The sequence below is a fragment of the Blattabacterium cuenoti genome, assembly GCF_014252275.1.
Classification (GTDB): domain Bacteria; phylum Bacteroidota; class Bacteroidia; order Flavobacteriales; family Blattabacteriaceae; genus Blattabacterium; species Blattabacterium cuenoti_O.
The window spans coordinates 44187-68714 of record NZ_CP059214.1 but is presented as its reverse complement, the minus strand read 5'-3'; the positions used below and the strand labels follow the sequence as shown (position 1 = coordinate 68714).

The following is a 24528-nucleotide window of genomic DNA, read 5'->3' as shown; positions in this document are numbered from 1 at the left end:
ATAAAAAAATAAATATTAATTTAAAAATTGTTTTTTAATTAATTCAATTTGATTTTTAACGCTCAAATCTAATTTTTTAAATCCTATTTGAATAGAAAATCCACCAATTATAGACTTATCTATTTGATTTGTTATTTGTAAATAACAATTTTTTTCCTCAAAAGAATTCATTTTTATAGATATTAATTCTTTTTCTTTTTCATTTAATGGAAAAGAAGAGGTGATGATACATTTTTTAACATTCATTATTTTTTCTTCATAAAGTTTTTGATATGCTAATAAAATTTCTTTATAATAAAATCCTTTTTGTTTATCAATGATTAATTTCAAAAAATTTGCATTTAATGAATGAAAATAAAGGAATATTTTTTCTAATTTTTTTTTTTTTTTTTAGGAGTCAATAACCGTGTACACAATATGTTATAAAAAATATGATCTTTAGAAATAAGAACGTAAATTTTTTTTGTTTCTTTATAAAAATCATTTCCTATTTGTTTTGAGGAATAATCAAATAAAATAGAAGAATAATGTCTTATAATTTTTTTATTAAAAAACATATTATAAACGTATATATGATGAATTTATTTTTTCCATGAGATTTTTGATTAATTTTTTTTGATCATTTTCGTTATTTAATTTTTTTTCCAATATTTTTTCAGCAATCATAATAGAAATATTTCCTATTTGATATTGAAGTTTATGCATATATATTTTTTTTTCGTTTTTCATGGTTTGTTTTGCATTATTAATAATTTCCATTTTTTTTAAAATTCCTTCTTTTTCTGCATTACGTTTCATTTCATTCGTTATTTGTAACGTTTTTCTTAAAATACAATCTCTTTTTATATAAGCCTCTTTTAGAATATGATTTCTCTTATTTTCCATATTTTTTATTTCTTTTTGTAATTTCTCCGAATTTTCTAATGATATTCTAATGATTTTTTCTCTATGTTCAATAACATTTATAATTGGTTTCCAAGCAAATTTAGAAAGAACAAATATTAGTGTGAGAAAAATGATTGTATGCCAGAAAATTAATCCAATAGAAGGAGATACTAAGTCCATATTATTTAAAAACGGCTAAAAGTGTTGTAACTATTCCAAATAAAGAAGCCCCTTCAATAAGTGCTGAAGCAATAATCATTGCATTTTGAATTTTATCTGAAGCTTCAGGTTGTCTAGCAATTGCATCCATGGCCGAACTTCCAATTTTTCCAATTCCTAATCCTGCTCCTATAACGGATAATCCTGCTCCTAAAGCAGCTAATCCTGCGTATGTTAAATCTATATTCATAATTTTTTAATTATTTTTTTTTCGTGATATTTTTTAATAGAAATTCCTATAAATAAAGCAGATAAAGTTGTAAAGATAAAAGATTGTAGAAATGATACCATTACTTCTAAAATAGAAATAAACAATCCAAACATTACAGAAAATCCAGCAATAAAAATATTCTTAAAAATAAAAATAATACATATAAAACTCAAAATAATAATGTGTCCTGCTGTAATATTTGCAAATAATCGAATAGACATAGTTAATGGACGAATTAATATTCCAATTAATTCTATGGGAGATAACAATAATTTTACTGGTATTGGTACTTTAGGCATCCATAATGTATGTTTCCAATAACTTTTATTTCCACTAAAAAGTGTAACGAAAAATGTGAACAAAGACAACGAAAATGTAATATTTATATTTCCTGTAACATTTGGAAATAATGGAATAATCCCCATTAAATTATTGATAAGTATGAAAAAAAATAATGTTAATAAAAATGGAAAATAAGGATGATATTCCTTTTTTCCAATATAGGGAATAGCAATTTCATTACGTAAAAATACAATGATCTGTTCTAAAAGAATTCCAAAATTCCATTTCATTCGACCATTTTTATATTGATGTTTCATTCGAACAAATAAATAGATCAATATAAAAAAAGAGATAAAATCTGATAAAACATTTTTTGTAATGGATATATCGATTATAATTCTTTTTTTAAATCTATCTCCAATAGAATTCACTTCATAAATTTTATCGTTTAACATTTTGTAATAACCATATCGTCCTTTGACAACTTCATTATTATAAAATTTGGAAGAACAAAAAAATTCAATCCCCTTCCATTTCTTTATTAAGATAATTGGTAAAGAAATCGATCTGTTTTCTGTCACTTTCCATTCATGAGAATCTCCTACATGTTCGATAATAATATGTGATATATCCAATTTCGAAGGTAAATTATTTTTTTCATCATTTTTCGATTGAATAGAAAGGCATATTGAGCATAATAAGATTAATAAATTTCCTAAAATGTTGTAAACTCTTAACACTTGATGTTTTTCAGAAAAATAAAGGATAAATTTATATTTTTTTTAATAAATTTTTACAATTTCAGTACTTTTTGAAAGTAAAAAAAATTACATTTGCTTTATGTAATGATAATGTTGTTATTTGGAATGAAGAAAGAAACAAAAATTATTCACAATATTTTACCTGATTCACTTACTGGTGCCATTTCTTTTCCTATCTATCAAACTTCTACATATGTTCAAAAATATCCAGGAGTTCATAAGGGATTTGATTATACAAGGACGAATAATCCTACAAGAAATGTATTAGAACGTTTAATGACTGATTTAGAAGAAGGATATGCAAGTCTTGCATTTTCATCAGGATTAGCATCTGTTGATGCTGTATTAAAACTTCTTAGTAACAAAGATGAAGTTATTGCCGTAGACGATATTTATGGAGGGACTTTTCGCGTATTGGATTTATATAAAAATTTTGGAGTCAATACAACATTTATTGATACAACCAATGAAAAAAATACAATTTCACATATTTCTAAAACTACAAAGTTGATTTGGTTAGAAACTCCTACAAATCCTACATTAAAAATATCTGATATTGAATATATAAGTAAAAAATCAAAGGAAATTAATGAAGATATTATTGTTGTTGTAGATAATACATTTGCATCTCCTATTATTCAAAATCCTATTAAATTGGGGGCAGATATTGTTATACATAGTGCAACTAAATATTTATCAGGACATTCCGATGTTTTATCAGGAGTACTTACAGTAAAAAACAAAGATTTATATGATAAACTAAAATATATTCAGAACTCTACTGGTGGGGTACTATCTCCTATCGATTCTTGGTTAACCATACGAGGAATTCAAACTCTTCATTTAAGAGTCAAAACACAATCAGAAAGTGCTTCAAAAATTGCTTATTTTTTACATGAAAAAAAAGAACAGTTTGGGATTGATAAAATTTATTATCCTGGATTTTCTCATCATAAAAATCATTTAATTGCCTCTAAACAACAAAAATATTTTGGAGGAATAATTTCTTTCAGCATGAAAGAAGATACTGAAGAACATGCTAAAAAAATTGTTTCTTCTACGAAATTATTTAAACTAGCGGAAAGTTTAGGTGGTACAAAAAGTTTGATTTGTCATCCGTCAACTATGACTCATAAATCAACCCCTGAATCAAGAAGAATTGCTTCTGGAATACAAAACTCTCTTATTCGTTTATCGGTAGGAATAGAACATGTGGATGATTTGATAAAAGATTTACATCAATCATTATTATTTCAATAATTTATGATCATTTATTAATATTCCAATATGATTTAATTCTTTTCGTATTTTATCAGATACTTCCCAATTCTTTTGAATTCTATATTCTTTTCGAAGATTGATTAATCTTTGAACTAAAATTTCTAATTTTTTTTTATAGTTATTTGTTTCTTCTTTATTCTTCTTGAATCCCAATATTTCAAACATAAAATAGTTTATATATTTTTTTAATAAATAAAGAGAATTCTTTTTATTATTGATAATAATATCATTAATTATTCGAGAACCTTTTAATAAATAAGAAATTAATAAAGGAGTATTAAAGTCATCATTTATTGCATTATAACAATCATCAATCCATTGGTGAATAAAGTCGTATGAAATAATATCTTTATGGAATTTTACATTATTTAATTTATTGATAGAATTTATAATAAAATTGTAATTTTTTTTTGCATCTAAAAGATTTTTATTCGAAAAAATTAAAATACTTCTATAATGTGTTTGTAACATAAAAAATCGAAGAATATTAGAAGATATTTTAAAATTCTCGTATATATGAGAAGGATACATGAAATTTTTTTTTGATTTACTCATTTTTTCTCCATTTATATTTAACATATTTACATGCATCCAATAACGAGATAAATCGTTTTTTTTGTTAAAAAAACTTGTGGATTGAGCTAACTCACATTCATGATGAGGAAATTTTAAATCTATTCCTCCTCCATGAATATCGAAATATCCTCCTAAATATTTTGTACTCATAACGGAACATTCTATGTGCCAACCAGGAAATCCCTTTCCCCATGGAGAATTCCAATTCATAATATGATTTTTTTTTGCCTTTTTCCATAGGCAAAAATCTTTTATATCACGTTTTTCTTTAGAAAAAAGAAAATTTCTATCCATAAGTTCCTTTATATTATTATTGCTTAACCTTCCATATAAAAAATGATTTGAATAATTTTTTAAATCAAAATATATAGATCCGTTTTTTTCATAAGCAAATTTATTACAAAGAATTTTTTTGACATATTCTATTTGTTCCGTAATATGTCCAGTTGCTATAGGTTCTATATTGGGACGAAGTACATTTAAAATATTTAAGGATTCATGAAAATATATTGTATATTTTTGAACTATTTCCATGGGATCAAGACCTTCTATACGGGAACGTTTGATAATTTTATCTTCTTCTAATTCATTGTTTTCTGAAAATAAATGACCAATATCTGTTATGTTTCTTACATATTTTACTTGATATCCTAAATGTTTCAAGTACCTATAAACAATATCAAAAAAAATGAAAGTTCGACAATTTCCTAAATGAATATGATTGTATACTGTTGGTCCACAAACATACATTCCAACATGATTGGGATAAATAGGATAAAAAATATCTTTTTTCTTGGTTAAAGAATTATATATTTTTAAATTATTTTTTATAGTATTTTTACTATGATGATTCATATTTCTTATAATTCATTATAAGATTAATTAAAAAATTTTATAATTTAAAAAGGAATGATAGAAGATTAATGAAAATTAATTCTATTTTTTTTAAAAACGTATGTTTTCTAATGGAATAGGAAAATTCTTATGTTGATTTTTTTATGTAATCTTTATATATCGTTTTAAAACATTTATTTTTTCTTAGATATTTTTAAATATATTTGTTCCTATATAAATGGAGGATATTCCCTTTTCATTCTTTATTTATAGCACGAATCAATTCATTTTTGTTGTCGAATTTTTGATTTTTCTATAAATGAATCGTATTTTACTTTTATTTAAACTGTCTATGTGTTGAATTTATCAATCTTCCATCTCCATATTTTTTATATATATTACTATAATCCAAAATATTTCCATTGATTATCCAAGAAAAACGTGAAATTTTATTATTTATGAATTATCCGCATGATTGATTGAATCGTTGCAATACATAAAATTTTTCTTCATGATTAATAGATTTCATATGGATGATTATCGATTAACTATTTTATAAATATTTTTATAATCTGATAATAACATTTTTTCATGTTTTTCAGGTAAATTGATTCACTATATATTTTTTTTAAAAAACAAATAAATTAGGATCATAAATTATAGATGTTATGTTATTTGTAACAAATAAATCTATTCCTAAAGATTATTTAAAAAACATCTATTGAAAACAAAAATTTTAATATATTTTTTTATATAATGAACAATGTATGGAATAATTTTTATTTCTTTCATCACTTGATTAAGTTTATAGAAAACATAATAAATATTTATATGACATTAATTCTAAATTTAGAAACTTCTACTAAAAATTGTTCCGTGAGTATATCTAAATATGGAAAATGTATGGCATATATAGATGAATGCTCAATAGAATACTTACACATGGAAAAATTACACAATTTTATTGAATACATAATGAAATCCTTGAAAATATCATTTAAAGAATTGCAATCTATTTGTGTGAGTAAAGGTCCAGGATCCTATTCTTCTTTAAGGATTGGGTCATCTACTGCAAAAGGACTATGTATTTCATTAGGAATTCCTTTATTGTCTATCGATTCCTTAAAAGTCCTTATTCAAAATATTAATATAAAAAATGGGATGTTAATTCCAATGATCTATGCACGTCAACATTTGTTTTATACTGCATTATTTGATGGTGTAGGAAATCAACTGTCCAAAGTTGATATTCTAAATTTTGATAATCTTTTAAAAAAAATAGACGAAAGAAACAAAAATTATTTTATAGGGAACATTAATTTTCTTTCTTTTGAAAAAAAAGTTCTTACAAAGAAGAAAAAATATTTATCAAATGTTTATCCATCGGCAAAAAATATGTCATTTCTATCTTATCAAAAATTTTGTGAAAAAAAATTCGAGAATATTGATACATTTTCTCCGTTTTACTTGTAATTTGATAAGAAATAGTAATATAACATCATATATATATATTTTCCATTTTAATAAAAATGGGATACTTAATTTCTTATTAAAAAGGAATGGAAGATTTTAAATTGAACAACGTAATAAATATTAAAAATTTTTTTGATACTTTTATGATTCCAACATGGAATAAAATATTCTACATTATTTCTAATGATTTTTTTTTATTTTTTGTGGTAATTTTTGTCATATTTTTACATATGTTATTCTTTTTTGATAAAAAAAAAGAAAAAAGGTACAAGTCGATGACTTTTTTTTCTGTTTTTATACTATCCTTTCCTATATTACTATTCGTTTTTAATCATTTTTTTTATAAAAATTTTTTTGTTTCAAGTGTAGTTAACACCTCTTTTTTCATAAGCTTCATTTTATATGGATTGATTCGATTATCATATTTTATGAGAAGGGTATATGTAAAAACGCATAATCCCATTATTATTTTTATCACAAGTTTTATTTTTTTATCATTGTTAGGAACAGTTTTACTAAGATTACCATTTTCCACAGTAAAAAAAATCTCCTTTATCGATGCATTATTTACATCTACTAGTGCAGTATGCGTAACTGGATTAACGGTTCTAAATACGGAAAAAGATTTTACTTATATAGGAAAAGTAATTTTATTGATTTTAATAGAATTAGGTGGATTAGGAATTCTTACTATCACATCTTTTTTAAATTATTTTTTTCAAGATGGATTTTCTTTTAAAGAAGCAAAGTTTATTGGTAATTTTTTAAATGCACAAACAACAAATAATGTTTTACCATTTGCAGTAAAAGTGGTTCTTTTTTCTTTGTTAGTTGAAATAATCGGTGCTATTTTTATTTTTTTTTCTATTCAAAATGGACCTTTTCAATTTTTAAAATTCTTTGATTCTTTATTCTTTTCTGTATTTCATTCTGTTTCTGCTTTTTGTAATGGAGGATTTTCAACACTCAATCAAGGTCTTTATTCTTATTCTGTTAGATTTAATTATTTTTTACAAATTATTATTTCTATTTTATTAATTTTAGGTGGTCTTGGATTTCATATTCTATTTAATTTTTCCTTATATATTTGGTTAACATTGAAAAAATATTTTTATAAAATTTTTAAAGATGAACATATTAGAAATCCTGTACATATAGTGACTTTAAATACAAAAATTGTTGTATTTACTACTTTTTTACTTCTTTTGTTTGGAACAATTTTTTATTATTTTAGTGAATACGATACTTCTCTTAAAGAACATCCTTCTTTATTTGGTAGGATTGTCGTTTCATTTTTTTCTTCTGCTACATCTAGAACTGCAGGATTTCATGTATTAAACACAAAATTGTTTACTCCTTTAACAATCTCATTTACTATTTTTCTTATGTGGATAGGCGCTTCTCCAGCATCTACAGGTGGTGGGATTAAAACAAGTACTTTTGCATTGTCATTAATAAATGTATTTTTTTTATCTAAAGGGATAAATAGAATAGAAATAAAGAAAAGAGAAATTTCTTCAGAAACTATTCAACTATCTTTTGCTATTATTATTTTATCCTTAATGGTAATTTATATCAGTATTTTAACTATTATTTTTTTAGATCCCAAAAAAGATTTTTTATCCACTATTTTTGAAGTATGTTCAGCTTTTTCCACTGTTGGATTATCTTTAGGCATTACACCTCATTTATCAACTGGTAGTAAATTCGTTTTGATTTTTTTAATGTTATTAGGTCGAATAGGAATTTTTAACGTGATGATTAGTTTGTTAAAAAATAATAAGGGTCATTTTCATCATTATTATAAATTTCCTAAAGCAAACATTATTATTTAATTAATATATGAAAATTATAATCGTTGGTTTGGGGAATTTTGGAAGATCTTTAGCTCTTAATTTAACAGATAATGGGCATGAAGTATTTGGAATAGATCATAAAATGGAACAAGTTGATTTATTGAAAGATCATATATCAAACGTAATTTGTATGGATGCAAATAATGAATCAGCATACAAAGTTTTACCTATTCAACAAGCTGATTTAGGAATTGTTGCAATCGGAGAAAATGAAGGATCATCTATTGTCACTACTGCAATATTAAAAAAATATAAAAATTTAAGAATAGTAAGTCGATCTATTTCAAAGATCCATGATACTATATTAGAAGCCATGGGAATCAAGGATGTTATTCATCCAGAACAAGATGCAGCTTTCAGATTAACCAAACAAATTACTTTTAATTATGCATTAGATTATTTTAGAATAGATAATAATCATTCTATTGCGGAAGTATTTTCTCCATCATCTTTCGATGGGAAAACTGTTAAGAGTTTAAAGTTAACACAAAAATATTCCGTATCGTTAGTAACCATTTTAAGGGATATCAAAAATTATTTTTTTCATAAGAAAAATTCTAAAAGAAGGGTAATTGGATTAGTAACGGGAGATACTGTATTAAAATCAGGAGATATTTTGACACTTTTTGGTTCTAATAATTCTATTCTTCATTTCGTAAAGGATCAAGCGTAAAAATATCGATTTTGTTATTATATATGAGGATTTTTATAATGTTTACTTTCTTGAAAAAAGGGGTTTCCTGTATGTTGTAAATTTTTTTTGTTTATGTTGTTTAATAAAGTATATAAAAAAATTCCACCTACTATTAATAGAACACTGATTTCGCATATTCCAAATTTTTCTGATAGATTATGTATATCAGGATATATCATATTATATGTATCAGCATAATGTCCGATCAGAATAATAATAGAAACAATAAAAACGATAGATGGATTAGTTTTATTTTTTGTATTCATTAACAATAAAAAAGGAATTAAAAAATTTGGAATTAAAATCCAAAAATGAATAGAATGATATAATGATTCTCTCCTTATAAAATAAGAAATTTCTTCTGGTATATTTCCATACCAGTAAAGTAAAAATTGACAAAACCAAAAATAACTCCATAATAAACTGCTAGAAAACAAATATTTACTTAAATCATGTAAATGATTTTTATTAAAAAAAGAGAAACAACCTTTTTTCTTAAGAAAAAGAGATATAATTGTAATCATTCCAATTCCATTTGTTAACATTCCACTTAATACATACCATCCAAATAAACTACTCATCCAATATGGATTGATAGACATAATCCAATCCCATGAGATAAATGTAGAAGAAATTAAAAAGAAGATAAGAAAGATAACGGATTTTTTATACAATGCATTGTAATTTTTTATTGTTTTTTTTATATTAAGATTATTGGAATATTTTTTAAATAGGAATTCAAAAAAACTATATCCTAACATATAAATTAGGTTTCTTATAATAAAAAAAGGAATATTTAAAAATAATTTTTTCTTTGCAATCAGAGGATCATAATCTAATGATTTAGGATTGTATAGATTCGGATTCATCCAATAAAATATAGAAGGAACGATTCCTAAAGAATTTAGGCAAATCATGAAAAATATAAAGGTAAATCCATAAGGAATAAATGATGATATTTCTTCCATGATTGGATACATAATGACGGACCATCCTGATTTTGATACATGTTGTATACATAAGAAAACAAGCGATCCAATGGAAATAGAAGTAAAATATAATCCCGTTGTATAGAATGATATGAATATATTATTCTTGAATAGGAACAAATCATTTCTTTTTATTAATAATTTGCGAAATACATAATATAATAATAGAATAGATCCAAAAATAATTATTGAATAAATAATTTTTTTTTCTTTTTTTGAAAAATAATACATTTTATTTATTTTTTGAATGAAGAAATCACATATTCAGAAACTTTCCATCTATCGATTTTGTTGAGTTGAGAAGAGTAGGATCCCATACTATTTTTTCCAAATGTAATAACATAATATACACTACCCACAGTAATGTCTCTTTCTTTATAACTAGGTACTCCTAAAATTTTTTCATTTTTTACTAAAATTCCCTGTCCATCTCCTTCATTTCCATGACATATGGCACAATTTATTTGATATAATATTTTCCCATCTTTCATTATTTGATCCTTTTTTATAATATTCATAATCGGTGATCTATGAATTTTTTTTGAATAATCAAATCCATTATATTCTACATCATAAGATATATTTTCATAAAAATCTTTTCTAGGTATAGAATTTTTTGCTGGTAATAACGAAGAAGTTTGATTTTTATTAAAAATAGGAATATTAATTTTTTTGTATTTTTTATTATAAGAAAAATACGGATCCGAATACGGTTCATATGCATCTGAATAGTACATATCTGGCATATATACTCTATTTGGATATCTTTTTGGACTCTTATTACAAGAAGTCATAAAAAAAATCATAAAAAATATTATAATAATTTGAAAAATATCTTTCATAAATTATGATTTTTTAAATTTTATTTCTTTTGCTCCATGATTGTTTAATAAAAAAATTAAATCCTTTATATTATTTTTTTTGCAATTAATTTCAATAAGGAACATATTATCTGTAGTTCTTATATCTGGATTTTTTGCAGATGCTCCAGGAAACAATTGACATTGAAATAAATATGTAATACACATAAGATGTGCAGAAAAAAATATGGATAATTCAAATATTACCGGAATAAAAGAAGGAAAATTTTTGATCCATGAATAAGAAAGTTTTCCTCCAATGTTTTGTGGCCAGTCAAAGATCATAGTATACCATACTAATAAATTGGAAATGAAAAATCCAAAAACTCCATATAAAAAAGAAAAAAAAGACAATTGATTCTTTTCCAAATCTAATAATTTTCCAATATTATGAATTGGATAAGGAGAATAAATTTCACGTATTATATTTTTACCTTTTTTTTTTGTTAAAATATTAACAGATTTTAATAATTCACTTTCATTATCATATCTTACGTATAAAATATTATTGCTCATGCTTATCAGATATTTTTATTATTGTCTTTAATTCGGATTGAGAAATCACTGGGAACACTCTTATATAAATCAAATAGAGAATAAAAAATAATCCAATAGTTCCTATAAAAATTCCAACATCTACAAAAGAAGGAACAAATCCTGTCCAAGATGAAGGAAGATAATCATGGCTTAAATTCAATACAATAATATCAAATCTTTCAAACCACATTCCAATATTGATCATGATAGCTATCATATAAGACCAAAAAAAACTTCTTCTTATGGACTTAATCCATAAAAATTGGGGGATAACTACATTACAAATAATTAATGCCCAAAAAGCCCACCAAAATGGTCCCTTAGCAGCTTGTTCAGAAAAATAAATATATTTTTCAAAAATACTTCCTGAATACCAAGCTAATATGTATTCATATAAATAAGCTAATACAACAATTCCTCCTGTAAAAAGGATGATAAGATTCATATATTCAATATGGTTTCTTGTAATATAGTCTTCTAAAGAAAGTACTTTTCTCGCTACTCCTAATAAAGTTTGTACCATAGCGAATCCAGAAAAAATAGCACCTGCTACAAAATAAGGAGGAAATATTGTACTATGCCATCCTTTTATTACGGAAGTAGAAAAATCAAAAGAAACGATTGTATGTACAGAAAAGACTAATGGGGTACATAATCCAGCCAATATCAAAGATATTTCTTCAAATCTTTGCCATTCTCTGGAACTCCCCCCCCATCCAAAACTTAAAATACTATATATTTTTTTTTGAAATGGATTTTTAACTCGATCTCGTATCATAGCAAAATCTGGTATTAAACCTACAAACCAAAATACAGTAGAAACAGAAAAATATGTACTAATGGCAAAAACATCCCATAATAAAGGAGAATTAAAATTAGGCCATAAACTACCAAATTGATTAGGTAATGGAAGTACCCAATGAGCATTCCATGGTCTTCCCATATGAATAATAGGAAATAATCCTGCTTGTATAACAGCAAAAATAGTCATAGCTTCAGCAGAACGATTAATAGATAATCTCCATTTTTGACGAAATAGTAACAAAACCGCAGATATTAATGTTCCAGCATGTCCAATTCCAACCCACCAAACAAAATTTGTAATATCCCATGCCCAATTAACAGTTCTATTTAATCCCCATACGCCTATTCCTGTTCCAATTGTATACATGATACATCCTAATCCCCATAAAAAAGCCAAAACAGATATGAAAAATGAAATCCACCATAATTTTCCTGCTTTGTGTTCTATAGGATATAATATATCATCACTAACATTTTTTAGTGTTTTTTTTTTTAAAATTAAAGGTTCTCTGATTGGAGATTCATATTGATGTGACATATATTCTTTAATTCATCTATTCATCGTTATTTCTTACTTTTATTAAATAAGAAACGTTAGGTTTAATTCCAAGAAAATCAAGAAGTTTATAAGATCTTTTATCGTTAATTTTTCCGTATATTTCACTACTCTTATCGTTGATATCTCCGAAAGTTATTGCTTTAGTTGGGCATGAAATACTACAAGCCGTTTCAAATTCATGATCTTCTACTTTTCTATTTTCTTTTTTAGCATTTACTATTGTATATTGAGTTCTTTGTATACATAAAGAACATTTTTCCATAACTCCTCGAGTTCTAATTACTACATCAGGATTCAAAACCATTTTTCCTAAAGAATTATTCATATTAAAATCAAACTTTTTATTATTCGAATAATTAAACCAATTGAACCGTCTTACTTTATATGGACAATTATTAGCACAATATCGAGTTCCAATACATCGATTATAAGTCATCATATTTTGACCTTGTTTTGAATGTGAAGTTGCACCAACTGGACAAACAGTTTCACAAGGAGCATATTCACAATGTTGACACATTATAGGTTGAAAAGATACTTTTGGATTTCTATAAAATGAATCTATTTCTTTTAAATTTTTCTTTTTATTATGATTAACTGAATAATATCTATCGACACGTACCCAATGCATGTCTCTAGATTTTGTAATTTCTTCTTTTCCTACGATCGGAACATTATTTTCCGAATGACAAGAAATGATACAAGATCCACATCCAATACATGCATTTAAATCTATGGAAAGATTAAAATGATGTCCTGTTTTCTTTTCTTTTTTTTCTCCCCAAATAGAGAGTTTCTTTAGTTCATTTAATAAATCTTGATGTTCTTCATTTTCATTGCAAATTTCTTTACGATTTGTTAAGAAATGTTTTAAATTTACTTCTTTAACAATATTTCTTCCTATCAAATCATTTTGTAATTGAATACATGAAAATTGATATTCCTTTTTTGTTTTTTCTATTTCTATATTTTTCTGTACAATACAGAAATTTTCATATATTTTATATGCATTGAATCCCGAACATACATGAGATAACTTTCCTATTTTTTGTCCATATCCAAATGCTAATCCAATACATCCTTCTGCTTGACCAGGTTGAATAAGAACTGGAATATTTCTAAAAATTAATTTTCTGTCTAAAAATAAATTTACACAATTTCCATGTAAGGACCCATCTGTCGTTTGCCAATTTTTTATGTTTTTTCTTTTAGCATCGAAAAACGATATGGTTAAATAATTTTCCCATGTTGTACGAGTAATAGGATCTGGTAATTCCTGTAGCCAAGGATTATTCCATTGATATCCATCTCCCATACTTATTTTTGTATATAATTTTAATTCAAATGCATTATTATTTTTATTGTTTTTCTTATGTAAGATATATTGCTGATTGTTGTTCTTTTTATCTTTTTTATTATCCTTTTTTTTTGATTTATTTTTTAATAAAAATCCATAAAATAAAGCTTGGTTAAAAGAAGAAACATTAGAATTAGGAATTATATATTTTGTCCAATTTTTTTTAAGATATTCATAATAGTTTTTTATATTCATTTTTCCCCAAATAATCAATGAATCTTGCATTTGTCGAGTATCAAAAATTTGTTGAATAGCGGGTTGCATTAATGTATAGTAATTTGATGAAGGATGTGTGTCACCCCATGATTCTAACCAATGTGGAATAGGTGCAATGATCTTACTGTATTGATTTGTTTCATTTTTTGTTATAGAAAAAGATACGTTCAGAGGTATATTTTTTAAATATTTTTTAATATCCATGGATAAGGGTAAGCTATAGACAGGATTTATATCATTCAAAAAAATTCCTCCAATTTTTCCTTCTTTTAAACTATTTATAAATTCTTTACATTCTAAATCATTACTCTCTTTTAAAAAAATAAAATTATCATGTTTTAAAGAATTGCTATTAATTTTTTTATTAATTAGAAAAGAAATTTCGTATGATTCTTGATCCCCATCGGCAAAAATTACACTTTTTGATTTTTTTTCTTTAATAAGAGATAGAATTTTATTAACTTCTTGATCTTCAGTATTTACATTAAAAAAAATAGAATTATACAACTCTATTAACATTTTTTTTATATATGAAGGTTTTTTAACAATTCGTATGTCTGAATTAGCTCCCGTAATTGTCATATTACTTTCGATTTGAATGTGTCGAATCATTGATTTTTCTGGAGTTTTATTTTTGACATAATTTTTTCCCATATTTTCTGGACTCCAGTCTCCTAAAAAATCCGCATCGAATGAAATTATCAATTCAATGTCTTGTAAATCAAAACTAGGAAAAGCACGAATATCAAAAACCTTCTTTGATGCATCTAATGCATTAGAATATGAAATTGAGTCATATACAATCCATTTTGAATATGGATAAACTTTCTGAAAATCTTTAAATAATTTTTTTGTTGTAAAACTTGGCAATGAATGAGAAAGAAAAACAATCTCTTTTTTTCTTTTGTTAAGAATATTTAATTGTTTAATAATATAATTATCAACTTTTTTCCAATTAGTTTTTTTTCCGTTAATGTAAGGATGCTTGAATTTTTCTTCATTATAAAGAAGTAATAATGATGATTGAATTCTCGCTGAAGTTGTATTCCAATTTTTGGAAAGAAGATTAGGTTCTATTTTTATGGGTCTTCCCTCTCTTGTTTTTACTAAAACAGAGCTCATATCAAAAGCATCCATCATAGTAGAGGCATAGTATGTAGGAACTCCTGGAGTAATTTCTTCTGGTTTCACAATGTAAGGAATAGACTTGATAACGGGCCCTTTACAAGAAGATAAAGTAACTGAAGCTGTACTATATCCAATCCATTTTAGGAAGTCTCTTCTTGAACTTTCAACATTTAATAATGTTTTTATTGATTCATTAATATTTTCTTTTTTTTTAATCATAATACTAATTAATTTTAGTAATGGCATTTAGCACATTCTTTTCCTCCAATCTTATCTATTGTAATTTTCTCTTTTCTTTTAAATGGACGATTTTTTAAAAAATATTCTTTATAATATTTACTATTTTTATTAATCTCGGTATTTTTATGACAAGAAATACACCATTCCATCGTAAAATCTCCAGACATTTTTACTTGATCCATGTTTTGTACTTCTCCATGGCAAGCATTACAGATGATTTCCGTTTTTTTAAATTCTCGAATTGTTTTGTTTCCATTTATAATATGCTGAGAATGATTAAAATAAACAAAATCAGGCATATTATGAATTTTTATCCATTTAATAGGATGACTTTTTCTTGAATATGTTCTTTTTTCTGGATTCCATCCAGATGCATAGTATATTTTTTTTATTTCTTCATTATATTCTTCTCTACTTTTTCCTTTTTCTATATAATTTCCTTGATATTCATTAATAGTCATATGACAATTCATACAAACATTAACAGAAGGAATTCCAGAAACTTTTCCATATTTTGCAGAGGAATGACAATATTGACAATCTATTTTGTTAATTCCAGAATGAATTTTATGAGAAAAATAAATGGGTTGTTCCGGTTGATATTCATTATTGACATCTATTTTCATCAAAAAATACCAAAAGATATAAATATTTATTAATAAAATAATTCCTAAAAAAGAAGAAATAAGATACCATGTATATTTATTTTTTGTTAAAAATTTTTTATAAAACCAATGAGACAAAAAATCCCATTTTTTAAATGAAGGAATATATTTTTTATTGTTAATGAGGTATATTAATACTTGTATTCTATAAAAAGTCCAAAGAAGAAAAATAAATAAAATTCCTATAAAAAAAAGAATAAGTTTTATTAAAAATTTTTTTTCTTCTTTTATTTCATCATCATTAATAATTTCTTCTTTATTTATTGTTTTTTGTATTTTTTTTGGGGGATTTTTTATAAATGATAAGATATCATCTATCTCTTGATCAGAAAATTGAGGAAATGCATTCATTTCTATATTTCCATATTCCTTGTATATTGCTAATGCATCTTTATCTCCACTTTTTCTTAACGATTTATTATCTTTTATCCATTTATGCAACCATTCTTTACTTCTTTTTTCAGTCACTTTAGATAAAGCAGGACCAATCATTTTTTTCTCTAAATCAATGGAATGACATGATGTACAATTCTTTTTGAATAGGGATTTTCCATTTTCTGAATTACCAGATATATTCTCAGTTTTTATTGATGTTAATACAGTGATCAAAAAATGAAAAAGAAAGAAAAGTAAAGAAAGTTTTTTCATACGCATATATCATGTTCATAATTATTTCACAAAATAAAAGAAAAAAATATCATTTATTATGAAAAAAATTTGTAAATTTTTTATCATAATTAGTATTAAATTTATTTTGTTAATGAATAGAACATTTTTTTTCATTAGATCCAATCATTTAAATACCAAATAATTTTGAGAAAGATTAATTTTATAGAAGAGAATTTGTCCAATGGATTACATGTCATTTACCATCAAGAACATACTCAACCTATAATATCAGTTTCAGTATTATATCATGTAGGTAGCAAAGATGAACCAGTTAATAAAACCGGACTTGCTCATTTTTTTGAACATCTTATGTTCGAAGGATCAAAAAACCTGAAACAAGGAGAATATTTTAAATATATTGCTTCTAATGGAGGGTACAATAATGCATATACAAACCATGACGAAACTTGTTATTATGGAACTCTTCCATCCAGTAAATTACCATTAATTTTATGGTTAGAATCGGAAAGAATGTTTTATTCAAATGTTGATAAAAAATGTCTTGATATTCAAAAAAAAATCGTGAAAGAGGAGAAAAAAAGTAGAACTGAAAATCACCCATATGTAGAATCAATGACTGAAATTATTCCTTCTTTATTATTTCAAACACATCCTTACAAATATCCTATTATTGGATTATCTAAAGATTTAGATGATATAAAAGAAGAAGATTATAACGAATTTTATCATAAATATTATATTCCAAATAATGCGATATTATCAATTAGTGGGGATTTTAATCTTCTTGAAGCAAAAAATCTTGTAAAAAAATATTTTTTATCTTCTTCAGAAAAAAAGAATAAAAAATTGGAAAAAAGAAAAATTTTTGTAGAAAAACCAATAGAAAAAGAAATTTTCTATCAGTTTATCGATAAAAATTCTAAAATTCCTGCTGTATTTTTTTCCTATCGATTTCCTAATGTGACAAGTAAAGATGCATATATTATGAGAATAATAGATGATATTTTTTCTTCAGGAAAATCTTCTCCTTTTAAAAAAAGTATTGTTAATGTAAAGCAAGTTGCAGCTTATGCAGGATCCTTTTTAGAATCCATGGAAGATTATGGCTTATTTGTCCTTTATGCAATTTTAAATACTGGGGTACATTTAGAAAATTTATGTGAAGCGATGGATGAAGAAATTGATTTATTTAAAGAACAGGGAATAACGAGCTATGAATTAACAAAACAACAAAATTTGTTTGAGAAGTATTTTACTTTCGAAAATTATTATATAGGAGGAATTTCTTCTAACTTGAATTATTATGCAACATACTATAAAAATGCAAATTTAATTAATGAAGAAATCGATACGTATCGAAAAGTTTCTCAAAAAGAAATTCAAGAAGTTGCGAATAAATATCTGAATAAAAACAATAGAGTTCGTTTATATAATCTTCCAGAAGATTATTAGTTTTTTTTTATATTATTTTTAATTATTTCATTATGTATTGTCAAAATTTCGATATACCTCCAAAACCATTAAAAAGAAAAATTTCTCCGAAAATAGAAGATCCTTTTTTCTTTGAAATGGAAAATGGATTAAGAGTAGTTTTAGTAGAAAATCATAGAATTCCAATTGTTCGAATAGGAATGTCTCTAGATACGGAACCTGTACAAGAAGGTAATAAAGCTGGTTTACAAGCAGTTTTTGGAAAAATGTTACTTGCAGGTACAAAAAAATATAAAAAAGAAGAGTTAGAGAATTTATTAGATTATATGGGAGTCACTGTCTATACATCTTTTAAAGATATAGAATTGACTACTATGAAGAGATATCTCAAAAAATCTATGGAATTAATGCATGAGATTGTAATGCATTCTAGATTAGACAATCAAGAAGAATTGAAAAGGATTGTCAATCAAAAAATCATTACTATTAAAATTTCAGAAAAGGATCCCAGTGAGATTTTAGAAAAAGTTAAAAACATTATTTTTTTCGGTAGAAAACATCCTTATGGAGAATATGAAAGTTCTAAAAGCCTTCGAAGAATCACCATTAAAGATATACAAGATTTATACAATGAATATTACGCACCAAATAAATTTTATCTCCATTTTGTAGGAGATATTTCCAAAGAAGAAGTAAAAGATTTTTGCGACATATATTTTTCTGATTGGAAAGAAAAACCATTTGATGATACAAATGATGAAAAAGAGGATTTATTATTAAGTAAAAAACATTTTATTCCACGTGGAATAGAAATAGATTTAATTGATCTTCCTTATTTAACACAATCTCATATATGTATTGGAAATCCTATTTTTTTAAGGAAAGAAGATCCATTGTATATTCCTTCTATATTATCAAATGGTATTCTTGGTAGTGGTCCACAAAGTAGATTATTTTTGAATATCAGAGAGAAAAAAGCATATACTTATGGAATTTCTTCGACTCTAATGGCAGACGAATATATTGGTTTTTTTTCTATAGATACACAGGTAAAAAACAAAAAAACAGGAAATACAATTAAGGAGATATTAAATGAAATAAATCAAATTGTAAACCATGGAATAAATCTTGAAGAATTAGAAATTAAAAAACAGGAAATGATTGGACAATTCATTCTAAGTTTAGAAGATTTATATAAAACTTGTGATTGTTTTATTTCTGAATCGAAAGAAGAAGCTCCAATGGAATTTCATAAAAATTATATAAAAAATATTAATGCAGTAACTTTTGATGAAGTTAATGAATCATGTAGGAAATTTTTCCATATGGAAAATGAAAGGATTTTGGTTGTAGGAAATGGAAAGGAGATATTTTCTTCTCTAAATGAATTAGGATATCCTATTCGTTTTTTTGATAGAAATGGATTTTTAACAGATAAAAAATTCTAATGGTTAATTCTGAAAAATGTCATATTGAAAATAAAATTATTTCTGAATTAAAAAACATTTATGATCCGGAAATTCCAGTAGATATCTATGAATTGGGACTGATTTATGATATAAAAATTAATGAAAAAAATTGTGTAAAAATAGTAATGACGTTAACTACTCCTAATTGTCCAGTTATAGAAAGTTTACCTTTAGAAGTAAAAAAAAGAATTAAAAATATAAAAAATGTAGAACAGGTAGATGTTATTTTAACATTTGATCCTCCATGGAGTAGAGAGTTTATGAGTGAAGAAGCTCGTTTAGAATTAGGATTGTTATAAGATATAAAATATAATTATTAATAAAATAGATGAGTATTTTTAGTTTATTATTTTATGGAACGTTATCGTTTTTTGTTTTTTCTTTATTTTCTAATTTTTTCTTTATAGTTCATCAGGAAACAGCAATAATTGTTGAAAGAATGGGAAAATATCATAGTATTAGAAAATCTGGGTTAAATTTTAAAATTCCATTTATAGATCATTTGAAAGGAAAGTTAACTTTGAAAATTCAACAGTTAGATGTATTAGTGGATACAAAAACAAAAGATAATGTTTTTGTAAAAGTAAAAGTTTCTGTACAGTATCGAGTTCTTCCAAATAAAGTTTATGATGCTTTTTATAGATTAGATCATCCTAACAATCAAATTAAATCATACATTTTTGATGTGGTAAGAGCAGAAGTTCCAAAAATGCGATTAGATGATCTTTTCGAAAGAAAGGATCATATTGCACTTGTTGTAAAAAGTGAATTAAAAGATGCAATGTTGAATTATGGATATTCTATTATTAATGCTTTAGTTACAGATTTAGATCCCGATGAACAAGTAAAAAAAGCTATGAATCGAATTAATACGGCTGAAAGAGAAAAAGTAGCGGCCGAATATAAAGCAGAAGCTGATAAAATACAAATAATTATGAAAGCTAAAGCAGAAGCAGAAAGTATTAGGTTACGAGGAAAAGGTACAGCTGATCAAAGAAAAGAAATAGCTAAAGGTACTTTAGAATCAATTAAAATATTAAATAATGTAGGATTGAATTTAAAAGAAGCTTCATCTTTAATTATTGTTACTCAACATTATGATACTCTACAGGCTATTGGAGATCATGGAAATACAAGTGTTGTATTGATACCTAATCATCCTACATCATCTAAAGAGATGTTAAATGATATGATTACATCTTTTCATTTATCCAATAAAATTGGATCATCTATAAAAAAATCTAAAAATAAAAAAACAAATTAAAATTATCATGGAAATAATAGGAAGGATAAAAAAAATATTTAATATACAAAAGTTTGAAAGTGGATTTAAAAAAAGAGAAGTAGTGATTACTACTGAGGAACCTTATCCACAAGATATTATTATAGAATTTGTTCAGGAAAAAATTGAATTATTAGAAAATATAAAACCAAAAGATAAAGTTAAAATATTTATAAATATACGTGGAAGAGAATGGACTAATCCCGAAGGAGTTATAAAGTATTTTAATTCTATACAAGGTTGGAAAATTGAAGAATTTTCTGAAAATAAGAAAAATTCCTCAATTTCTTCTTCTTTATCTTCTGAAGATTTCGACGATCTTCCATTTTAAAATATTTTACAATAAATTGTATTTTTTTAATTTATTATATATAATATCTTTTTCTATATTCCAATTTCTACTTGGAGAATATTCTCTTCCATATGAAATTAATTGTAAATGTAATTTTTTCCAATGTTTTTCTTTAAACAATTTTTTTGCATCTTTTTCCGTTTGTTTAAAGCTTCTTCCATGACTTAATTTCCATCTTTTCATAAGTCTTTTGATATGAGTATCTATAGGAAATACTGAATAATTACGATTCATATAAGACAAAAATACTGATGCAGTTTTTTGACCAACTCCCGGTAGTTTTTTTAACAAACAAATATTTTTTGGTATAACTCCTTTATATTTTTTGATTAAATCATTGGATAGTTTATGTATATAATGAGATTTTTTTTTATATAATCCTATCTCTTTAATATTATTTTCTATTTCATTTATTGATAAACCTATTAATTCTTTAGGAGAAGAAAATTTTTTAAAAAAAATTTTTGTTATTTCATTTACTTTTTGTTCTTTACTTTTTGCAGTTAGTATAATAGCTATTAATAAAGTATATTCGTTTATAAAATATAAATTATTGGATGGATTAGGATATAAATCATCTAGTATATTTTCAATGATGTTGATTTTTTTCTTTATTTTCAATGAAAACTTGAATTTCATTTCTCTTATAATTTTTGATAAATAAAGTAATCTTATCTCCTTTTTTTAATTTTCCATTAATAATATTTTCTGATATAGGATCTTTTATAAATTTTTCTATAGTCCTTTTTAAAAAACGTACTCCATATTCTTTATGAAATCCTTTTCTTTTAATTAATTTTCTTACTTCTCTTGAAATTACAAGATGGTAACCTATACTAAAAACATGAGATATAACTTTTCTTATTTCTATAGAAGTTATATCTGATATATTTTTTTTACTTAAAGAATTAAAAACAATAATGTCATCAATTCTATTGATAAATTCAGATGAAAAATTTTTTATAATAGATTTTTTTAATACATCTTTTATATATTTTTTATGGTATTGATTTTTTTGAATGATAGGAAATCCTATTTCGCTTGGAAATTCTTTTATTTTTTGAGTTCCCGAATTTGATGTAAAAATGATTACTGTATTTTTAAAATCAATCTTTCTTCCAAAATTATCTGTTATACATCCATAATCTAATATTTGTAATAAAATATTATATACATCATGATGAGCCTTTTCAATTTCATCTAATAATATAACAGAATATGGATTTCTTCGAATAATTTCTGTTAATTGTCCACCTTCTTCATATCCTACATAACCTGGAGGTGCACCAATTAATCTAGAAACGGAAAATTTTTCCATATATTCACTCATGTCTATTCTTATCAATGAATCTTCTAAATCAAATAATTCTTTAGCAAAAATTTTAGCCAAATAAGTTTTTCCAACTCCCGTTGGACCTAAAAAAATAAAGGAACCTATAGGAGTATTTTGATTTTTCAGTCCAGTTCTATTCTTCTGTATGGATCTAACTATTTTTTCTACAGCTGCATCTTGTCCAATAATTTGTTTTTTTAAAACATTAATCAAATTATTTAATTTTCTCATTTCTTTTCCAGCGATTTTTTGTACTGGAATTCCACTCATCATAGAAACAACTTCTTCAACATTTTCTTTATGTACAATTTCTTTATTTTTTCTTGAATATTTTTTCCATTCTTCCTGTACTTCAATTAATTTTTTTTCTATATTTTTTTCTATATCACGTAAACGTGCAGCTTTTTCATATTTTTGATTTTTTACAGCTATCGATTTTTTTTTTCGAATATTCTCTAATTCTTTTTCTAAGAAAATGATTTCTTTAGGAACTTTGATATTCTTAATATGAACACGTGATCCAGTTTCATCTAAAGCATCAATTGCTTTATCCGGAAGAAAACGATCAATCATGTATCTTACGGTAAGTTTTACACAAGACATGATTGCTTCATCCGTATAAATTACATTATGGTGACTTTCATATTTTCCTTTAATTTTTTTTAAAATTTCAATAGTTTCTTTTTCAGAAGAAGGATGTACTATAATTTTCTGGAATCTTCTTTCTAAAGCACCGTCTTTTTCTATATATTGTCTGTATTCATTAAGAGTGGTCGCTCCTATACATTGAATATTTCCCATTGTTAATGCAGGTTTAAATATGTTTGATGCATCTAAAGATCCAATACTACCTCCAGCCCCAATTATAGTATGAATTTCATCAATAAAAAGAATTAATTCAGAACTTTTTTCTGATTCCTTAATAATGTCTCTCATTCTTTCTTCAAATTGTCCTCTATATTTCGTCCCTGCAACTAGACTTGCCAAGTCTAATACGATAACTTGTTTATTATATAAAACTCTTGATACTTTTTTTTGTACAATACGTAATGCTAAACCCTCGATTATAGCAGACTTACCGACACCGGGTTCACCTATTAATAAAGGATTATTTTTTTTTCTTCTGCTTAGAATCTGAGAAATACGTTCAACTTCCATATCTCTTCCTACGATAGGATCCAATGTTCCTTCAATCGCCATGGAATTTAAATTTTTTCCAAAATTATCTAATACAGGTGTTTTACTTTTTCTAGAATGTGGTTTATAATAACCATCATATCCTGTATTATTTTTTTCAGATTCATATTCATAAGATGAAGATTTTTCATCATCATTTTCATTTGAGTCCGAACAAGAATAAGGTCTTTTTTCATTTAAAAAAAATGATAATTTTTCAATTTCAATCATTTGTAAGAAAAATTAATTAATCAAAGGAACGATTTTTAGAACTCATTTTTTAGATGAATCGTTAAAAAATGAGTTCTAAATATATCTTATTTTTTATAAGATAGAAACATTTAAATAATCTTTAAAAAAAGATTTTCTAATTATTTTAATATAACGAAAGAAATTCTTATTATTTAATAATTTTTTAAAATTTTCAC

23 protein-coding genes are annotated in these 24528 nt (G+C 24.6%); 9 read left to right on the top strand and 14 right to left on the bottom strand.

The window, feature by feature from the left end; genetic code table 11:
• Positions 1-15: 15 nt before the first annotated feature.
• From H0H42_RS00295 to atpB, 5 genes are read right to left on the bottom strand one after another with little or no spacing between them, the layout of a single operon-like run.
• Positions 16-330 (bottom strand): F0F1 ATP synthase subunit delta, encoded by a 315-nt coding sequence (locus H0H42_RS00295; RefSeq protein WP_262887293.1) that lies wholly within the window; start codon positions 328-330, stop codon positions 16-18.
• Between the two features lie 41 nt (positions 331-371).
• Positions 372-557, bottom strand: coding sequence for a hypothetical protein (locus H0H42_RS00290; RefSeq protein WP_185868555.1), 186 nt, complete (start codon positions 555-557; stop codon positions 372-374).
• Position 558: 1 nt separating this feature from the next.
• Positions 559-1065, bottom strand: a complete 507-nt coding sequence (gene atpF / locus H0H42_RS00285) for a F0F1 ATP synthase subunit B (protein ID WP_185868554.1) — start codon at positions 1063-1065, stop codon at positions 559-561.
• Position 1066: 1 nt separating this feature from the next.
• Complete coding sequence (gene atpE / locus H0H42_RS00280) at positions 1067-1294, bottom strand: ATP synthase F0 subunit C (protein WP_185868553.1); 228 nt, start codon at positions 1292-1294, stop codon at positions 1067-1069.
• Positions 1291-2337, bottom strand: a complete 1047-nt coding sequence (atpB, locus tag H0H42_RS00275) for a F0F1 ATP synthase subunit A (RefSeq protein ID WP_223843694.1) — start codon at positions 2335-2337, stop codon at positions 1291-1293. The genes atpE and atpB overlap by 4 nt, the downstream gene beginning before the upstream one ends.
• Positions 2338-2463: 126 nt before the next feature.
• Here atpB and H0H42_RS00270 point away from each other — a divergent pair, with 126 nt between their 5' ends.
• Positions 2464-3618, top strand: coding sequence for a trans-sulfuration enzyme family protein (locus tag H0H42_RS00270; RefSeq protein ID WP_185868740.1), 1155 nt, complete (start codon positions 2464-2466; stop codon positions 3616-3618).
• Here the strand turns inward: H0H42_RS00270 and cysS are convergent.
• Positions 3607-5070 carry a cysteine--tRNA ligase gene (cysS, locus tag H0H42_RS00265; RefSeq protein ID WP_185868552.1) on the bottom strand — a complete coding sequence of 488 codons (1464 nt, stop codon included), beginning with the start codon at positions 5068-5070 and terminating at the stop codon, positions 3607-3609. The genes H0H42_RS00270 and cysS overlap by 12 nt on opposite strands.
• 810 nt (positions 5071-5880) lie before the next feature.
• On the opposite strand from cysS, the gene tsaB reads away from it, so the two are divergent.
• The 3 genes from tsaB to H0H42_RS00250 all read left to right on the top strand — a co-directional run bounded on the left by tsaB (position 5881) and on the right by H0H42_RS00250 (position 9051).
• The gene (gene tsaB, locus H0H42_RS00260; RefSeq protein ID WP_185868551.1) at positions 5881-6522 is read left to right on the top strand and encodes a tRNA (adenosine(37)-N6)-threonylcarbamoyltransferase complex dimerization subunit type 1 TsaB; all 642 of its coding nucleotides are present in this window, start codon (positions 5881-5883) and stop codon (positions 6520-6522) included.
• Positions 6523-6950: 428 nt separating this feature from the next.
• Positions 6951-8357, top strand: a complete 1407-nt coding sequence (locus tag H0H42_RS00255; protein ID WP_262887292.1) for a TrkH family potassium uptake protein — start codon at positions 6951-6953, stop codon at positions 8355-8357.
• Between the two features lie 7 nt (positions 8358-8364).
• On the top strand, positions 8365-9051 hold the full coding sequence (locus H0H42_RS00250; protein ID WP_185868549.1) for a potassium channel family protein: 687 nt from the start codon (positions 8365-8367) through the stop codon (positions 9049-9051).
• Positions 9052-9068: 17 nt separating this feature from the next.
• Here H0H42_RS00250 and H0H42_RS00245 read toward each other — a convergent pair whose 3' ends face one another.
• The 6 genes from H0H42_RS00245 to H0H42_RS00220 all read right to left on the bottom strand — a co-directional run bounded on the left by H0H42_RS00245 (position 9069) and on the right by H0H42_RS00220 (position 17075).
• The gene (locus H0H42_RS00245; RefSeq protein ID WP_317167330.1) at positions 9069-10052 is read right to left on the bottom strand and encodes a hypothetical protein; all 984 of its coding nucleotides are present in this window, start codon (positions 10050-10052) and stop codon (positions 9069-9071) included.
• A 245-nt stretch (positions 10053-10297) separates the two neighbouring features.
• Positions 10298-10903 carry a c-type cytochrome gene (locus H0H42_RS00240; RefSeq protein WP_185868547.1) on the bottom strand — a complete coding sequence of 202 codons (606 nt, stop codon included), beginning with the start codon at positions 10901-10903 and terminating at the stop codon, positions 10298-10300.
• A 3-nt stretch (positions 10904-10906) separates the two neighbouring features.
• Entirely contained in the window at positions 10907-11437 is a 531-nt protein-coding gene (locus H0H42_RS00235; RefSeq protein WP_185868546.1) for a DUF3341 domain-containing protein, read from the bottom strand.
• A complete protein-coding gene (gene nrfD / locus H0H42_RS00230; RefSeq protein WP_185868545.1) occupies positions 11427-12800 on the bottom strand; it encodes an NrfD/PsrC family molybdoenzyme membrane anchor subunit in 1374 nt (457 codons plus the stop codon). Before nrfD ends, H0H42_RS00235 begins: the two co-directional genes overlap by 11 nt.
• Positions 12801-12816: 16 nt before the next feature.
• Positions 12817-15741 (bottom strand): 4Fe-4S dicluster domain-containing protein, encoded by a 2925-nt coding sequence (locus H0H42_RS00225; RefSeq protein ID WP_185868544.1) that lies wholly within the window; start codon positions 15739-15741, stop codon positions 12817-12819.
• Positions 15742-15755: 14 nt separating this feature from the next.
• Positions 15756-17075: a c-type cytochrome gene (locus H0H42_RS00220; RefSeq protein ID WP_185868543.1), complete on the bottom strand. Its 1320-nt coding sequence runs from the start codon at positions 17073-17075 to the stop codon at positions 15756-15758.
• 165 nt (positions 17076-17240) lie between these two features.
• Here H0H42_RS00220 and H0H42_RS00215 point away from each other — a divergent pair, with 165 nt between their 5' ends.
• From H0H42_RS00215 to H0H42_RS00195, 5 genes are read left to right on the top strand one after another with little or no spacing between them, the layout of a single operon-like run.
• Positions 17241-18509 carry a M16 family metallopeptidase gene (locus H0H42_RS00215; RefSeq protein ID WP_223843692.1) on the top strand — a complete coding sequence of 423 codons (1269 nt, stop codon included), beginning with the start codon at positions 17241-17243 and terminating at the stop codon, positions 18507-18509.
• A 32-nt stretch (positions 18510-18541) separates the two neighbouring features.
• Positions 18542-19936 carry a M16 family metallopeptidase gene (locus H0H42_RS00210; RefSeq protein WP_185868542.1) on the top strand — a complete coding sequence of 465 codons (1395 nt, stop codon included), beginning with the start codon at positions 18542-18544 and terminating at the stop codon, positions 19934-19936.
• A complete protein-coding gene (locus H0H42_RS00205; protein ID WP_185868541.1) occupies positions 19936-20256 on the top strand; it encodes an iron-sulfur cluster assembly protein in 321 nt (106 codons plus the stop codon). Before H0H42_RS00210 ends, H0H42_RS00205 begins: the two co-directional genes overlap by 1 nt.
• 29 nt (positions 20257-20285) lie before the next feature.
• Positions 20286-21221: an SPFH domain-containing protein gene (locus tag H0H42_RS00200; protein ID WP_185868540.1), complete on the top strand. Its 936-nt coding sequence runs from the start codon at positions 20286-20288 to the stop codon at positions 21219-21221.
• A gap of 7 nt (positions 21222-21228) precedes the next feature.
• The gene (locus H0H42_RS00195) at positions 21229-21570 is read left to right on the top strand and encodes a DUF3127 domain-containing protein (RefSeq protein ID WP_185868539.1); all 342 of its coding nucleotides are present in this window, start codon (positions 21229-21231) and stop codon (positions 21568-21570) included.
• A gap of 6 nt (positions 21571-21576) precedes the next feature.
• Here H0H42_RS00195 and H0H42_RS00190 read toward each other — a convergent pair whose 3' ends face one another.
• Together H0H42_RS00190 and H0H42_RS00185 are read right to left on the bottom strand one after the other, a co-directional pair.
• Complete coding sequence (locus tag H0H42_RS00190) at positions 21577-22230, bottom strand: endonuclease III domain-containing protein (protein ID WP_223843691.1); 654 nt, start codon at positions 22228-22230, stop codon at positions 21577-21579.
• The gene (locus H0H42_RS00185) at positions 22181-24331 is read right to left on the bottom strand and encodes an ATP-dependent Clp protease ATP-binding subunit (protein ID WP_185868538.1); all 2151 of its coding nucleotides are present in this window, start codon (positions 24329-24331) and stop codon (positions 22181-22183) included. Before H0H42_RS00185 ends, H0H42_RS00190 begins: the two co-directional genes overlap by 50 nt.
• Positions 24332-24528: the final 197 nt, after the last annotated feature.